Origin of the sequence: Robinsoniella sp. RHS (assembly GCF_001029355.1) — a bacterium.
In the GTDB taxonomy this organism is placed as follows: domain Bacteria; phylum Bacillota; class Clostridia; order Lachnospirales; family Lachnospiraceae; genus Robinsoniella; species Robinsoniella peoriensis.
In genome coordinates this window covers 11706-28757 of the sequence record NZ_JNGB01000011.1, presented here as the reverse complement: position 1 = coordinate 28757, position 17052 = coordinate 11706, and the positions used below count along the sequence as shown (strand labels likewise).

At 43.7% G+C, this 17052-nt stretch carries 9 protein-coding genes; 3 read left to right on the top strand and 6 right to left on the bottom strand.

Annotated elements, in window-relative coordinates; translation table 11 throughout:
- The first annotated feature begins 24 nt into the window (after positions 1-24).
- From RHS_RS30250 to RHS_RS05525, 3 genes are all read left to right on the top strand, one after another.
- Complete coding sequence (locus tag RHS_RS30250; RefSeq protein ID WP_395021452.1) at positions 25-1791, top strand: hypothetical protein; 1767 nt, start codon at positions 25-27, stop codon at positions 1789-1791.
- A 54-nt stretch (positions 1792-1845) separates the two neighbouring features.
- A complete protein-coding gene (locus RHS_RS05530) occupies positions 1846-11235 on the top strand; it encodes an Ig-like domain-containing protein (protein WP_047832566.1) in 9390 nt (3129 codons plus the stop codon).
- A 76-nt stretch (positions 11236-11311) separates the two neighbouring features.
- A complete protein-coding gene (locus RHS_RS05525) occupies positions 11312-12463 on the top strand; it encodes a hypothetical protein (protein ID WP_047832565.1) in 1152 nt (383 codons plus the stop codon).
- A gap of 294 nt (positions 12464-12757) precedes the next feature.
- Here the strand turns inward: RHS_RS05525 and RHS_RS05520 are convergent, their stop codons facing one another.
- The 6 genes from RHS_RS05520 to RHS_RS05500 form a co-directional block, all read right to left on the bottom strand.
- Positions 12758-13303 carry a TlpA disulfide reductase family protein gene (locus RHS_RS05520; protein ID WP_027292542.1) on the bottom strand — a complete coding sequence of 182 codons (546 nt, stop codon included), beginning with the start codon at positions 13301-13303 and terminating at the stop codon, positions 12758-12760.
- A complete protein-coding gene (locus tag RHS_RS05515; RefSeq protein ID WP_047832564.1) occupies positions 13300-14151 on the bottom strand; it encodes a 4Fe-4S binding protein in 852 nt (283 codons plus the stop codon). The genes RHS_RS05520 and RHS_RS05515 overlap by 4 nt, the downstream gene beginning before the upstream one ends.
- Positions 14144-14278 (bottom strand): CD1871A family CXXC motif-containing protein, encoded by a 135-nt coding sequence (locus RHS_RS30245; protein WP_255348059.1) that lies wholly within the window; start codon positions 14276-14278, stop codon positions 14144-14146. Before RHS_RS30245 ends, RHS_RS05515 begins: the two co-directional genes overlap by 8 nt.
- Complete coding sequence (locus RHS_RS05510) at positions 14268-14882, bottom strand: hypothetical protein (RefSeq protein ID WP_395021448.1); 615 nt, start codon at positions 14880-14882, stop codon at positions 14268-14270. Before RHS_RS05510 ends, RHS_RS30245 begins: the two co-directional genes overlap by 11 nt.
- A gap of 136 nt (positions 14883-15018) precedes the next feature.
- Positions 15019-16200, bottom strand: a complete 1182-nt coding sequence (locus RHS_RS05505; RefSeq protein ID WP_047832562.1) for a cell wall metabolism sensor histidine kinase WalK — start codon at positions 16198-16200, stop codon at positions 15019-15021.
- Positions 16200-16877: a response regulator transcription factor gene (locus tag RHS_RS05500; protein ID WP_027292546.1), complete on the bottom strand. Its 678-nt coding sequence runs from the start codon at positions 16875-16877 to the stop codon at positions 16200-16202. Before RHS_RS05500 ends, RHS_RS05505 begins: the two co-directional genes overlap by 1 nt.
- Positions 16878-17052 lie beyond the last annotated feature (175 nt).

Below are 17052 nucleotides of genomic sequence, written 5' to 3'. Positions count from 1 at the left end.
AGAATTCAGAAAGGAAAAAAGAAAATGTCCAGAATACAAATTAACATAGAAAACTGTACCGGTAAGGAATATATACTTTTCCCCGCCTGTGCGTACAAAGGGAATCAATTTGACGTTCTGCCAAAAGAATATCCTCCGCTATTAGAGCCGGAAGAAATGGGGGTGAATCTAAATACCATAATCACGGATGTGCCGCGTTTGAATAAGGATGGAAGCGGCAGGATAGAAGTAACCACGGGAGATGTATCTGTGCCCTGCGTTGGAATCTTTGTGCAGGCGGAAAAAAAGGCTGTTTTTGTATTTACCATTCAGCAGATCAAAGGCAGAAATATAGGTCTTGCCTATGAAAAAGGGTGTGTCACTTTAACCTGGCCGGCATATCGCGAGATGATATACCGATGGCCGCATATGGTTAAAAATGATGAAAAATATGTGGATGAAGAGGCTGAAATCCCATTTCAGAAATTAGAAGTGCCCTGCAAATCAATAGCAGAGTTCTACGAGATTTTCTTCCGGAACAGAAAGCTAATGAAACTGAATGATGAACTGCCGGACGAACCTTCCTGGGAAGAACTGAGACAGATTCAATTAGAAAAGCATAACAGCATGAACTGGTTTGAAGAAGGTCAGTTTTACGGGAGCACTACTACAGGAAGTGAAGGAAATGCCTGGGAGACAGGCTGGGTAGGCGGCGGTATCTCCAGTTACGCTCTCATGAAGCTTGGGGGAAAAACGGAATACGAAAGGAGTATCAAAACGCTCGCGCATTTATTCCGTCTGCAGGGAGAAAGCGGCATATTCTATTCCGGGAGTAATGCAAAGGGCGAAGTAATAAAGGAAAAAAAATACGAAGAAACAGACGGACTGAGGGAGTTCAGTTCTGTCCGGGACAGCGGTGATGCACTTTATTTTCTCTTTCAGCACTTTGCGCTTATGAAAGAGGTGCCGGAAAGTATGAGAAAAGGCACAAAGGGATGTGCTGATGCATTTGTAAAATTATGGAATACCTATGGGCAGTTGGGACAATTTGTAAATGCGGTGACAGGTGAAATCCTGGTGGGGGGATCCGCAGCAGGAGGCATTGTTCCGGCTGGTCTGGTGTCTGCATATGAATATTTTGGTGACCGGAAATATCTCGATGCGGCGGAAGAAATCGCAGCTTTTTTCTATCATAACTTTGTAGAAAGAGGATACACAACCGGAGGACCAAATGAGATTTTACAATGTCCCGACAGTGAGAGTGCCTTTGCGCTTCTGGAAAGTTATACAGAATTGTACCGGGTTACATTAAAGCCCGAATGGCTCTCTTATGCAAAGACAGCGGCGCATCTGTGCAGCAGCTGGGTAGCTGCTTATAATTATGAATTTCCGCCGGCCAGTGAATTTAACAGACTGGAGATGAAGACAATCGGCACAGTCTTTGCCAATGTACAGAATAAGCATTCTGCACCGGGAATCTGTACCTTATCGGGGGGCAGCCTTAAAAAGCTCTATGATTGGACAAAAGAAGAAGGCTATCGCCGGCTATATGAGGAAATTACCATTACAATCAGCCAGTATATGTCTACGGATAAAAGACCTATTTATTCCTGGGACGTTCCGAAAGATGCAACTTCCAAAGGGCTGAATCATGTAACGGTACCCCGGGAGAAACTTCCGGCAGGATTTATCTGCGAGCGTGTGAATATGTCCGATTGGGAAACGGACAGATGTGTGGGGGGTGTCTTTAATGGGAGCTGTTGGAGTGAGGTGAGTAATTTATTGGTTTTAACGGAACGCTTAGCACGGTAAGTTACTAAGGTTACGAAAGCAGTAAAACACTATATAATATGGAGGAAACCCAGGATGAAAAAGAGAGTGATAGCACTTGTATTATCAGTATTTATGGTTTTAAATCCGTTAACGTCTTATGCAGCAGCTCCGGAAACGACGGAAGCTTCGGAAACGACGGAAGTCTCGGAAACTACAGAAGTCCCGGAAACGACGGAAGTCTCGGAAACTACAGAAGTCCCGGAAACGACGGAAGTCCCGGATACTACAGAAATCCCGGAAACGACGGCAGTTACGGAAACGACAGAAGTCCCGGAAACGACGGCGGTTACGAATACAGCAGCAGAATCTGTGGCTGTAGCAGACCGATTCCTGCTAAATTATCAGGAAATCAGTATAAATATGGAAAGCGGTTATCCATTGCCTTTATATCTGACAACGGGATATTACACGGAACCCAGCGGTACCGGAAAGATTACGTGGAGCAGCTCTGATGAGTCCATTGCAGCTGTTGATGGAGAAGGCCGCGTAACCCCGGTCAAACCTGGTGAGGCAATTATAAAGGCAGTACATAAAGATTATGCCGGAAAAACGGCGCAATGCAAGGTAACAGTTTATCAAAGCAAAGAATGTGAGACATTTTATTATGTGTCACCACAAGGCTCTGACAACAATCCGGGTACGGAAGCACAGCCTTTTCAGACAATCCAGGCAGCCAGAGACACGATTCGTGGACTGGATCAACTTCCGGATGGCGGAATCACAGTCCTGTTAGAAGACGGGAAGTATTATGAACAGGAGACAATTGTATTCACACCACAGGACAGCGGTACACAGGAGAATCCGATTGTATATAAAGCCAGAAACGAAGGGAAAGCGGTCATTACCGGCGAGGTACCAATTACAGGCTGGGGAAAAGCTGAAGACGTGGAGGGCATGAATCTGGCGGCAGAAGGAAAGCTGTATGTGGCTGATGTAGATCAGGGCTGGCGTTTCCATGATTTGTATGTAAATGGAGAGCGTCAGCAGGTATCGCGCAGCTTCAATACGGATAAGTGGCGGGACTGGCCTGTGTTTTACGGACGGGCACCACTTAGTTATGATCCTGATAAAGGCGCACGGGTTGTATTTGGGGACGGTGAGCTGGATGGCCTTGACGGAAATGAGGATGTAGAAGTGGTTCTGCTTCCTGTTATGTACTGGAATACGATTCCCCTTGTAAAGCACATAGATTCCAGTAATAATACGGCATATCTCCAATCCCAGATCCCCTCCAATTTCTGGCCGGACCATTTTGGTACTGGTGAGGGCTATTACAATATCATCAATACTCTGAAATATCTGGATCAGCCCGGTGAGTGGTGTATCGACAGCCAGGCGGGAAAGGTCTATTATTGGCCTAAGAATGAGGAAACAATTAATACGGATGAAATTGCAGCTCCAAAACCCTATGAGCTTCTGCGTCTTCAGGGTGACGGCATTGATGAAGATTTCAAAAATATGGTAGAGTATCTGACCTTTGACGGAATTACGTTCCAGTATACAGACCGTCTGCCGGAGAATGAATTTCCAGAAGACTGGATCATCCGAAATGCAGAGAACCCGGATGCTGCCATTTACTTTGACGGAACCAGAAACTGCCGTTTAATCAATAATGAAATACGGCATTCAGGAAGCTATGGCATTACCGTGAACCACTACGGTCAGAATAACGAAATCCTTCATAATCAGATGCACGATCTGGGAAGCGGCGGTGTGCAGCTCTATGGATACGGGGTAGGAACTGTTGATGTAAACTATAATAATATCGTGATGTACAACTCTATTTATAACATGGGTGTGGCGCCGTATCAGCATGCACCCGGATTAGGTGTTTTTGGAAGCGGCACGAACACGATGGCATTCAATTATATTGCAGGGGCTCCCTATGCGGGTATTTCCATTGTGGGAACTGATGAAAACTCAATCAGCAGGACAAAACCGGATACACGTGCAGCTTATGATATGTTCGGCAGACAGAGCAGCCAGTACGGCATTCGGTTTGAAGATCTGAACCAGCTGCCCCAAAGCGAGCTGGACGGTAGTAACGGAGAATATTTTTCCATTGGAAATCTGGCACAAAAATATCAGCATTCGGAAAGAAATGTGGCTGAATATAATATCTTAGAAGATTATTCACAGTCCATGGATGACGGAGGTGCATTATATTCCTGGTATTGCGGACTGGGGAATGTGTATGCCTATAATGTACTGAAGGAACAATTGGAGGGCTCCAGAACATGGGTATTCTGGCAGTACATGGATGACCGGGCAATCGGGTTTACGTTACAGAATAATCTCTGTACAGGCAACTTTAATGCAACGATTGATAAATCCTTTGCACCGTATTCAAACAGGCGCGTTGATAATGTCTACGCTAAATTCCCTCAGGTTCCCGCAGGATATGATGTGCAAAAGGAAAAAGTATTGGATAACGTGCAGGATGCTATGGGGGGATATAAGCTGGCAGAAACGAAAAAGCCTGCAATTCTCAGCCCGGAAAATGGCAGTGAAAATGCTAAAATTCCAACCACAATCGTTTTGAATCACTGTGAAAATGCTTCTCTCTATAAGATAGAAATCGCCACAGATGAAGCATTTAAAAATATTGCAGAGACAATCGAAACCCGCCTAAGCGTTGCCACTACGGATAAGCTGGAGTATGATTCTTCATATTATGTCCGTGTGACGACCAGAGAATATTTAGGCACTCCCCAGGTGAGTGATGTTGTTTCATTTAAGACGGCAAAACAATCAGCCCCGGATGAAGTGCTTCGTAATGCAAAGCTGACAAATGATATTGATGCCGTTCTTGTACAGTGGACTCCTGTGGCAAAGAACAGGGTAAATGTATATCGGAAAGCGGAGGGTGAAGCAGACTATACACTGATAGGAGAAAATGTGGAAGGCAAGGGCTTCCTTGACAGCCAGATAAAAGAGAAAACAACTTATACATACCAGATAGCGGGAGTAAATGCTTCCGGAGAAGGTCCGCGCAGTGAAGAATTGAAAATTAACACGCGGGAACTGAATATGCTGTTCAGTGATGATTTTGAAAATGAAACCATTAGTGACCGGTGGACGGATCAGTCCGGAAAGCAGACAAATTTAAATCCTGCGGATGCTGTTGTAAAGGATGGAAAATGGGAACCTTCCGGCAGCTGGCGTGAATATTATGTAGGACTTAATAATAAGGATTGGGACGATTATGCAGTAGAAGCGGACATTACATTCAAAGATCTGCAGCCGGGTGCAGAGAACTATTCAGCATTCGGGTTAATCACACGTGCATCCACGGAAAAGGGAAGAAAATTCTATCAATTTTTGATTCGTTCAAATGGACAAAAGCAGATGGAACTTCAGAAGGCGGATGGTAATTACTGGACGCAGCTTGCAGCTGTAAAAATGAAGGAAAATCCGGTACCAGGAACGCTTTACCGTATGCGGGCGGAAAGTGTGGGAAAATCACTTCGTATTTATCTGAACGGAAGCTTGTTTGCAGAAATTGAGGATGAATCTCTTACCTATGGAGGTATCGGATTCGGGTATGGCAAGGATTATATATCCGTTGATAATGTGAGAGTTTCTCAGCCAAAGCAATATAAGATCCATGTGGATGAATCTATGAAAGGCGGAACTGTTACCGCAGATCAAAGCCAGGCTGCCCAGGGAAAACCGATATTCCTTACCGTGAAGCCGGATAAAGGCTATACATATGAAGAGGGATCACTGAAAGTAAACGGTAAACAGCTTACAGATACCTTGTTCACTATGCCGGGTGAAGATGTAACGGTCACTGCTTCATTCCGATTAGCAGCAGCAGATGGAAACCGGATCTATGTATCACCGGATGGTTCCGATGACTCGGGCAATGGCTCTTTTGAAGCGCCTTATCAGTCATTGGCTATGGCACAGGAGGCCGTGCACAATCTGGTGGCAAAAGGATTGGACAGTGATGTGCAGGTAATCCTGAGAGGCGGAAACTATTATCTAAAGGATGCTGTTCATATCGGTCCGGAGGATTGTGATGATACTTATCGAATTACCTATAAAAATTATGAAGAGGAAGAAGTACGCGTTGTAGGAGGTTCTCCCGTTACCGGATGGACAGATAAAGACGGGGACGGCATTTATGAAGCTGATATTACAGGTCGGGAAGGATTTTATTCTCTGTTTGCAAATGGAGAACGCCTGCCAAATGCCAAAGAAGTGAAGTGGCAGAATGTTAAGGTTGAGGATCAGTCACATATGCAGGCTGTATTAGGAGGTGCTACCAGCTGGTTTGGCGAAGTGCTGAAAGTAACTTCAGTAAATGGCAGCAATCTGGCAACCGATTTTCCAGGGGGGCAATTCTCCGGAGGAGTGCAGTATCTGCAGGGTGCAAAGGAATATATCAATGAGCCGGGTGAATGGGCGATTGCAGGCAGCACGCTTTACTACAAACCGTTAGATGGAACGTTGCCGGAAAACAGTGAAATCATTGCACCGTCCACAGACAGAATTTTTTATCTGCAGGGAACAAATGAAAATCTGGTCCGGAATATTACAATTGACGGATTGCAGCTGGAAATGAATGGATTCGGGGAAAATCTGCTGGCACATGCGGGTCGCAAAGGTGACAAGACGGAGGAATATGAGAGCAACCTGAAAGGTATTGTTGATTTGGACAATACATCCAACGTTACCGTAAGCAATTGTATTCTGAAGAATGCCGGATATATGGCGGTAGTGATGAACCATTACAGTCAGGAAAATACAATCTCCGGAAATGATATCCAGAATACCGGATATGCGGGAATTTTCATGATAGGAGAAAATCCCGGAAGCTTAAATTATATCAACAAGAACAATACGGTTACCAACAATAGAATTAAAGATGCAGGGAAATTCGTCAGCCATGGATCTGGGATTTATCTCATGAACAGCGGAGATAATACGATTACGCATAATAATATTTCAGAAGTTCCACGTTATGGAATTTCCATGAAGGGTGTAAGGTATGGTGTCTTTTCTGCAATCGGTGTAGATGTACCGTTTGAAGATCATTGGAAATATAACCAGACAATGAATAATTATATCGGGTACAATACCATATTCAATACCGGTATCCGTTCCGGTGACGGCGGGGGAATTGAAGGCTGGGGAACCGGACGGGACAACTGGATCGACCACAATATTATCTATAATGCATACCGTGGGGTAGCGACTACCGGCTGGAGGGGACATAGTATTTTTACGGACGATGCCACCCATCACACCATGGTAACCAACAATGTTATATACGATGAAAATGCAGTTTCAGTTAACGCGGGAACGATGATGAAGAGTATCTCCAACTATGTGGCAAATAATGTGTTTGATATTGGATATGCCTATAATGGTGCAGCAAATATAGGGCCGTATATTGAGCCGAGCGGAGGCATGGCATTCAAAAATAATATTGTTTATTCGAATACAGGCGGAACTTTGCATAATAACGGTACGTGGAGTGAAGACGGAGAGGGAGATCGTGTTCTTCTGAAATTTGATGATGGCTCCTATAATGTGTCGGGTACAGCAGCGCTGGATTCTCTAAGCGTTATGGACAATAACCTCTACTTCAATGCAAAGGGCAAGGCGGAATTTGAGGTGCTGGGCAGCAAACTCAGCCTGTCAGACTGGAAGCAAAGCAGTAAAAATAAGCATAAATATGACCAAAACAGTATCATGGAAGATCCGCAGTTTGTGGATGCCCAAAATCGTGATTACCGCTTAAAAGCAGACTCACCGGCAATGGCAATTGGAATTTCTCCAATAGATACAAGCGGAATTGGATTATTGCCGGAATTCCGTTATGGTGATAAGAACGATACACCGAAAACATTATTTATATCGGCTGAAGATAACGGTCAGGCATCTGCGGCAGTCAATCCGGGTCAAACGATTCAGATGTCGGTATCAATGAGAACCGAAAAAGGCTATTCCGTGGAAAATCCGGAAGGGACAACCTTTGCCAGCAGTGACGAATCAATTGCCTCGGTAGGAGAAAATGGGCTGGTCACAGCAATTGCTCCGGGAACCGCAGTCATAACGGCAGAAGGAAAAAGTCTGAGAGACCAGTATACAATCTATGTAGGAGAACAGGGAGCGGAATTGACTGCAGATGACGTGAACCTGGTACTGGAAAAGAATGACACCGCATGGATTGATGTGAAGGCTAAGACCTCGGCAGGACATTATGTATTACCGATAAATATCAGCTATGAATCCGGCAACGAAGAAGTAGTTACTGTTGATGACAGAGGATTTCTTAAGGCACAGGCAGAAGGTGAAGCTGAGATTCGGATACAGGCATCAGTTAATGGAGAAAATCTGACTAAGGATGTGAAGGTAAGTGTTCAAAAGACGGTTATTCAAACGAGAGATCTGTATGAAAAGGCAGATGCAGTAACGGCAGATACTTATGGAAATGGTGCTGTTAACCAGGGAACCAAGGCCGGGATGGATAAAAACGGAAGCTACGTTGCATTTAAGAATGTGGATTTCAAAGAAGGGGCAAAAAGGTTCACTGCAGTGTATGAGACAGGAAATTTATCAAGGGTTGGAAGCATTGACCTGCGATTGGATTCCAGCACAGGTCCATTGATTGGCAGAGTAGATTGCGAAACTACAGGAGCATGGGGGATTTCCGGACAATCCTGGATTGATGTAAATCCGGAACAGGTGAAAGGAATCCATGACTTATACATTGTTGCAAATCCAGGAGCTTTAAATCTGGTTAATTTACAATTTTCACAAAAGGATGCAGGATCAAGTGTTCAGAGCCTGGAGCTGACCGGTGAGGATATTGTATGTGCACCTCAGGACGGGGAAACAGAATATACATTGACCGCATTAACATTGGATGATCTGGGTTACAGGACAGAAGAAAAGGCAGTTACCTGGGAACTGGATGGAAATGCTGCCAACATTTCCATAGATGAGGCAACCGGAGTATTAACAGTTGGTATACCGGAAGAAAAGGAAACGAATCTTGTCATTAAGGCAGTATTAAATTCTGATCATTCTATAAAAGCTGAGAAACCGGTAATGGTTTATGACGGAACTATCGTTGAATTGAAAGGTGCCGAGGCTGATGAGAAGAGTTCTACAGCTGCTGATGGAGTCAGCGGGGTGGCATTTCAGGGAAAAGATGCCTATATCCTCTATAAGAACGTGGACTTTAAAAATGGTATAGAAAAATATCAGGTAAAATACAGCTATCCGAATGCCAGAAATATCCTGAAACTGCATACCGGATCTGCTGCAGGTGAAGTGTTCTCTTCTGTATCACTCAGCAGCGGAAGCTGGGCGAATTATGTAGTCACAGACCAGAGTATATCAGAAGGATGCCCTGTGGGAATACAAGATCTGGCAATTACACAGAGCGACTGGCTCAATTTTCACTGGATACGTATGTTCATGCCGAATAACAGAGTACCAGTACAATCTTATGAAATTACAATTGATACCAATATCACAAATGGAAAAATTGAGAGTGATAAGACGGAAGCGGAAGCAGGAGAAGAGGTAAACCTGACCGTTGAACCTGATGAAGGCTATATTCTGAAAGAGGGAAGCCTGAAGGTTAACAATGGTGATGTGGAAGTGACTGACAACAGGTTTATCATGCCGGAACAGGATGTAATGGTTACGGCGGAATTTGAACAGCAGCCTGCACAAATGCATACAGTCACCATAGATCCGGCAATGGAACACGGTAGAATTGAGGCAGATAAGACAGAGGCAGCAGCAGGAGATACAGTTACGCTGACGGTTACACCGGAAGAGGGATATCTGCTGACCGAGGGAAGTCTGCAAGTGAATGGCGGTGAAGTAGAAGTAACAGATAACAGCTTCCTTATGCCGGAACAGGATGTAATGATTACGGCAGAGTTTGAACAGCTGTCTGCAGAAACGCATACAGTTACGATTGACCCGTCTATGGAACACGGAAGAATTGAGGCAGATAAGACAGAGGCAGCAGAAGGAGAGACAGTTACACTGTCGATTATTCCGCAAGAAGGATATATGCTGACAGCGGGAAGCCTGGAAGTAAATGACGGTGCCGTAGAAGTGGCAAATAACAGCTTTGTTATGCCAGGGCAGGATGTAACGATTACGGCAGAGTTTGAACAGACGACAGAAGAGATGCATACAATTTCAATTGATCCGGCAATGGAACACGGAAAAGTCGAAGCGGATAAATCAGAAGCAGCAGCGGGAGAAATGGTTGCGCTGACGATTGTACCGGAAGAAGGATATCAGCTGAAAGAAGGAAGCCTGAAGGTTAATGACGGCGCTGTGGAAGTGACAGATAACAGCTTCCTTATGCCGGAACAGGATGTAATTATTACCGCAGAGTTTGAACAGCTGGCAGCAGAAACGTTTAAAGTAATTATAGATCCGGCTATGGAACACGGAAACGTTGCAGCAGACAAACCGGAAGCGGCAGCTGGAGAATTAATTACGCTGACGGTTGTACCTAATGACGGATATTTCTTGAAAGCAGGAAGTCTGAAGGTCAATAATGGAAATGTGAAACTGACCGGCAGCAGCTTCGTTATGCCGGAACAGAACGTAAACGTCACCGCAGAGTTTGAGCAAAAGACAGTAATCACAACTTACAAGTTAGCATTTGACCCAAGAGGCGGAAAAGTAAGCCCTGCTTCGATTACGGTAACAAAGGAAGCAGCATATGGCAGGCTTCCGGTTCCGTCAAGAGAAGGCTATTCCTTCAAGGGCTGGTTTACCGCAGCATCGGGCGGAACCCAGATCAGGGAAGGCGAAGTATGCAGGTTAAACGCAAATACGACTGTCTATGCACAGTGGAGCAAGTTGATCCTGAAGAAACCAGGAAAGCCAACCGGATTAAAAGCATCCAGACATAAGTCAGGCAGCCTTCAGATCAGCTGGAAGAAAGCATCGAATGCCAAGGGCTATGTTGTATACCGATATAACAGCACTGCAAAGAAATGGACAAAAATAAAGACTACAGCATCCACGAGTTATGTGGATACGGGACTGAAATCAGCATCAGACTACAAATACAAGGTAAAGGCATACAGCCAGCTTGGAAAAGAAAAGAAGTATGGCTCCTGCTCATCCGTAATGACCACGGCAACGGCACCGAAAAAACCTCATCTGCTTAAAGTAAAGAAAGACGGAAAAGGAAAAGTCACCATTAACTGGAGCAGAAGGTCAGGAACGGACGGATATGTGATCTATATGAAGACAAATAAAGGTGATTATAAGAAGATAGCTACAAAAACATCCAAAGTTTCTTCCTATACCAAATCCGGATTGAAAAAGGGCAGAACCTACCGGTTTAAAGTAAGAGGATACAATAAGGCGGGAAGCAAGAGAATCTATAGTTCGTATTCTGACAGTAAGAAAATAAACTTTTAGTATTTAGTTCAGCTGCAGGCCCATGTGGCCTGCAGACACAGAAACAAGGAAAATGCCGGGAAAGAAGGAATTATAAATGAGCATACATTTCAGCAAAGAACGCTGGTCAGAGACAGAGAAAAATTACAGTGCATGGTGGAAAGGGGAATTAGGCAGGCCGCTGTTTAAGGTTACAGTAAAACATGCCTTTGAGCCAGAACGGGAGAAGCCCCCGGTTCCATTGCTTTCCCAGAAAACATGCCATGATTTTCAATATAGTGCAGAAGAATTAATAGATGCCCTGGATTATGAATTATCCCAGAGTGAGTTTTTAGGGGATGCATTCCCCTTTGTGAACATGGCGGCATTCGGACCGGGATCACTGGCGGGATTCTGCGGGGCCAGGATGGATAACAGTACAGGAAGCGTCTGGTATTTTCCGGAGGAAAGAAAAGAAATTCAGGATATCCATATACAATACGACAGGGAAAATAAATGGGTCAGGCGTATCAAGGATATTTACCGCGCAGGACAGAAAAAGTGGGGCGGGATGGTACTGATGTCCATGCCGGATCTGGGCGGGCCCCAGGATGTAGCCGCAATCTTCGCGGACAGTACGGAACTTATGTGTCAGCTGATGGATGAGCCGGAGGAAGTGCACCGCCTGCAGACGGAGGTCTACCAGGCATTTCAGGAAGCCTATGAGGATCTTAATTCCGTATTAAAGCCGTTAAATCCGGGATACAGCGACTGGGGAGGACTTTACAGCAAAGATCCGTCCTATATCCTGCAGGACGATTTTGCATATATGATCAGCCCTCAGATGTTTGCGGAGTTCGGGCTGCCGGATATTCGGAAATTTAGCAAATATTTTACCAATACCATATACCACTTAGATGGAATTGGAAATCTAAACCACCTGGACTATTTGTTAAAAGAAGATATCAATGCGGTCCAGTGGGTCTACGGCGCAGGACAGCCAGGCGCACGGCATTGGATGGAGATCTATGAAAAAATATATAATGCCGGGAAGGGAATTGAGGTAATCGGGGATTTAGATGATTTTCTTGCATTGTACGGGAAGTATCCGGAGCGTCTGTACTATCATGTGCTGGTAGATGATGAGGAAGGAAATGCAATGAAAACGATGGATGAAAAGGATTGTCTGAATGATTACTGTGTGGTATCCCGAGATAGAAAGGAAGAAGTGGTAAGATTATTAGACGAAGTTTTAAGGATTGAGGCTTGAACCCGGAAATCGATTCTTATGCTTCGGGTAAACGTGTGTCACACCCACATATAAAAATATCCGGAAATTCTTTATTATTTAAAGATTTCCCGGATATTTTTTCAGGTTATATTAATCAACACTCAGACATGAGAAAGATTCGCTTTGTAAGCAATTACCATGAGAAAGAACTGCCTCGCAAGTACTTACCCGAATATGTTTTTATGCGATCATTTATTATATGATATTTGTTTTGTAGGACAGAAATAATGGTTCCTATTTTATTGATCAAGATATCTCGAAGCTTATAATTCATTATTTCTGAATAATCTTATCTAACCGTTTCATCAAATTCTCTTCCTGCTTTTTCACAACCCCAACCAGCGGAGCACCGACCATATTACCTTCGCTGTCCACGATATAAGTCATCGGATATCCGGATATTTCACCAATAAAATCCTGATAAAAGCTGCTTGCGTTATCGGGAATAAGGTTTGGATAGGTCACTCCTTTTTCCTTCAGAATTGTTTCTGCCGTCCCTTTCGATTCGTCCGACTCTCCGGCACTTGCAGCCACCCCGATCAGGTTAACGTTGATATCTTTGAAATCCTGAAAATAGGCTTCTAATTCCGGCATCTCCGCAATACAGCTGCCGCAGCCATTTGTCCAGAAATTGATGACGGTGGCATCGTAGTCTTTAAAGATATCATTGGTAATTTTATTTCCTTCAAAATCCACACCTTCAAATTCAGGAAATGGTTCTTTCGAAGCTTCTATATCCGAGTTGCCGCAGCCAGCTAAAGAAAGCATGCATACAGCACTTAATGTAATACACAATAATTTTTTTCTATTTATTTTCAAACCTTGTCCTCTTTTCTTAAATTGATACTTTTACATATTGCACTCCGGGGGCATGTGCGGATGCAGTCACCGCAGCGGATACATTCCGGGTGGTTTGGGGTCTTACAGACTTCCACATCCATTTTACAAACCTTTGTACAGGCGCCGCAGCTGTTACATTTATCCTGATCAATATGAAACTTATAGAAGGATATTTTATTAAACAGGGCATAGAATGCGCCAAGCGGACAGATCCATTTGCAGAATGGTCTGTAAAAAAAGATGGATAAAGTTATAATTCCAACCAGCAAACAGCTTTTCCATGTGAATAAGGCACCAAGTGCTGCCCGGATGCCGCTGTCTGCGAGAGAGAGAGGAATCGCACCTTCTAAGATTCCTGCCGGACAGATCCACTTGCAGAACCAGGGATCTCCCATACCGACTTCATTTAGGATAGTCATGGGCAGTATGATGACAAACAGCAGTAATATAACATATTTAAGCCAGGTTAGTGCTGCAAGTTTTTTTGTGCTGAATTTTTTAGAGGGAATCTTATGAAGCAGCTCCTGAAACCAGCCAAAAGGACATAGAAAGCCACATACCAATCGTCCAAACAGCACACCGAACAAAATCAGCAGGCCTACAATGTAGTAGGAAAATCTGAATTTTGAGGAACCAATCACCGCCTGCAGGGAACCAATTGGGCAGGAACCTACTGCTCCGGGACAGGAATAGCAGTTAAGGCCGGGAACGCAGATCCCCTTTAAATTTCCTTTGTAGATTTTACCGGTAAAGAAGCCTGTAATGTGGGCATTCGTCAGCAGTGTGGCGCCTGCCTGTATCTTCCAGCGATTTTTATTCTTAGCCAATACCCACACACTCCAGACATAAGTTTATTCCCTTTGAGAGTACTTCGTAAGCTTCGCCACGGCAGGCACCAATACAGATAAGGACAATAGCCAGCAATAAGGTACCTACCGTATATTTACTCTTCATCTTTCAACTTCCTTGCAAATGACAGTAATTCGTCCCCTTCGGGATTACTGTTCCAGGCAGTATAAAAGCCACCTTGTTTTGTAAATATGGATACCAGATCAGAGTTAATAAGTTCTTCATAGCTCTTTAAAGATTGCTGCATGGAATCATTGTATACAATTATGGGGAACTTTATATCTGCCAGTTTCTCTTTTGCCGCGCCGAAGTCTTTGTCCGTGATAATACCAATAACAGGAACGCCGTCAGTCGTCATTTCATCAGAGATATCGTTGAAAACCTGCAGTTTTTCCAGCGTTTCCTCACCCTGGGTATTAAAAAAGACCAGGCATGTTTCTCCTTCAATGATATTGGAAGAAGCGGGTGTTCCATCCAGATATGTAGTTTCAAAGGGATCAAGCAGGTAAATTTTTGATTTTGCTTCCACTGTTTCGTAATTCGCTTTTATCCAGTCATCATCAATCCATCCCTTCTCTTTTGCATCCTCTACGGTAATAGTACCTTCATCCAGAGCAGATTTTATTTTTTCTTCCGAAGGCTTGGAACTGCAGCCGCCAAGAGAAAGAATCAATAGAGATGAAATTATAATGACAAATTTTTTTTTCATTTCGATACCTCACTTTTTCGTTGATGAGGCCATTGTAGCAAATCTAACATAAAATTTGTGTTAAGAGAAAATGTATTTCATCAAAACATCTCTCCGTCTTATTTTGTTTCTTCGTTCACAGCAGCAAAGCATGAGGCTATAATTGGTCATTGCCGTACGGCAGCAAGATTTCAAAAATAGTTCCGCCGCCCTGATGATCTGATACAGAAATTGTGCCGTTGTGCTTTTCAATAATGGATTTCACAATGGAGAGACCAAGTCCCGCCCCGCCCATCTTCCTGGAACGGGATTTATCCACCCGGAAAAATGGTTCAAAAATAAGAGGCTGCATTTCAATTGGGATGCCGATACCATGATCTTTTATGGTGATTGCCGTATTTCCCTCCCGGGTGGAAATAGTAATTTCAACCATACCATTTTCAACGTTGTATTTTACAGCATTCTCAATGACATTATAAAATGCTCTGTGCAGCAGGTTTTTGTTACCGGTTAGGATGGGGGCCTCACCGCTGACCGTAATATAGATATTTTTTTCCTTTGCCAGCGGAGACAATTCTTCTGCAGCATCAATCAGCAGTTCGTTTGCCTCAATTCTTTGATCACACACCAGAGCGTCCATATTTGTAAGATCTAAGAGCTCTTTTACCAGATCAGACATTCGATTTGTATGGGCAGATATGATGGATAATAATTTACTGTATTCCTCCGGAGTGTGGTCATTTTTCTTTTTAAATACGTCCACTTTTGTTTTGAGTACGGTGAGAGGCGTGCGAAGCTCGTGCGCCGCACTTTGGGAAAAGCGTTTTTGCATTGCAAAGGCATCATTTAATTTATTCGACATTTCATTAAAAGAGCGGGTTAAATCAGCGATCTCATCATGGGTTTCCGGTACCATTAAATCTTCGGAAAGGTTATGAACGGTACAATTTCGCATCTGTCTGCTTAGTATATGCAGTGGCTTTAAGGCTTTGCCGGAAATATAGTAGGTTAAAAATCCGCCAATAACCAGCAGCAATATCATATAAAAGATACTCTGGTATAAAAAAATCTGACGTGCTGCCTGTGAGTTCCGGGTTGAAGCAGAAGGCATGGTACTATTAGCAGCAGTATCAGGATTGAGCTGCGTATTAAGTTCCGTATTTGCAGAATCCGTATCCTGCTCAACCTGAATTGCGGGAGTCACAACAGTAGCTTCGATTACATTTGCCATCCGGTTTGCCGAAAAGTTTAAAATGATGGTCAGGACGACGCAGCAGATGGTAAGCAGAATAACATTCAGGATCGTAAGGCGAAGACGGATAGATATTTTATTTAACATTATTTACTACCTCCGATTAAATAATACCCGGCACCAATTTTAGTTGCAATGGTGTCGTAAGACAGAGCGGCTTTTAATTTTTTTCTTAATGATGCAATATGTACGCGAACAGCATTACTCAGGCTGTCTGCTTCCATATTCCAGACATGTTCCATCATTTCTTCCTGGCTGATTACTTTGTCTGGATGAAGGAGAAAATATTCAAGCAGTGCCAGTTCCTTTTTTGTCAAGGCCAATTCTTCGCCATTTACGGATGCAGAACGTCTCACAGTATCCAAAGATATACTGTCCCAGACGAGTATAGTGTCTTCCTGTATAAAGGTGCGCCGCAGTAAACAGCGGATTCTTGCTTCTAATTCTTCAAAATCAAAGGGCTTAGCCAGGTAATCATTTGCTCCGGAATCCAGTCCGGTTACTTTATCAGAGACGGTGCTTCTTGCGGATAAGATCAGGATTTTTATATTTTTATCCTGACTGCGTACTTTTGAAAGTATATCAATGCCGTCCATTCCCGGCAGATTTAAATCAAGTACAACAAGATCATAGGTTTCCGTTGTGATAAGTTCATAGGCTTCCTCACCATCATAGCACGTGTCTACCGCATAGCCATCTATCTGCAGCCCCTCAGCAATGGAGTCACATAAATCTGTTTCATCTTCTACAATTAAAATTCTCATTTGCCCACCTCCTGGATCTTACATTATTATACCACGTACACATAAAATCTTTGTTAAGAAAATCATTTACTGCCTTAACAAAGATTTTATGTCGGACGTGATAATATATTCGTATTAAAACCGAAACCGGGTAAAATCGTAAAGCAGAAATGAAATTACCTGGCAATTAGAGGAG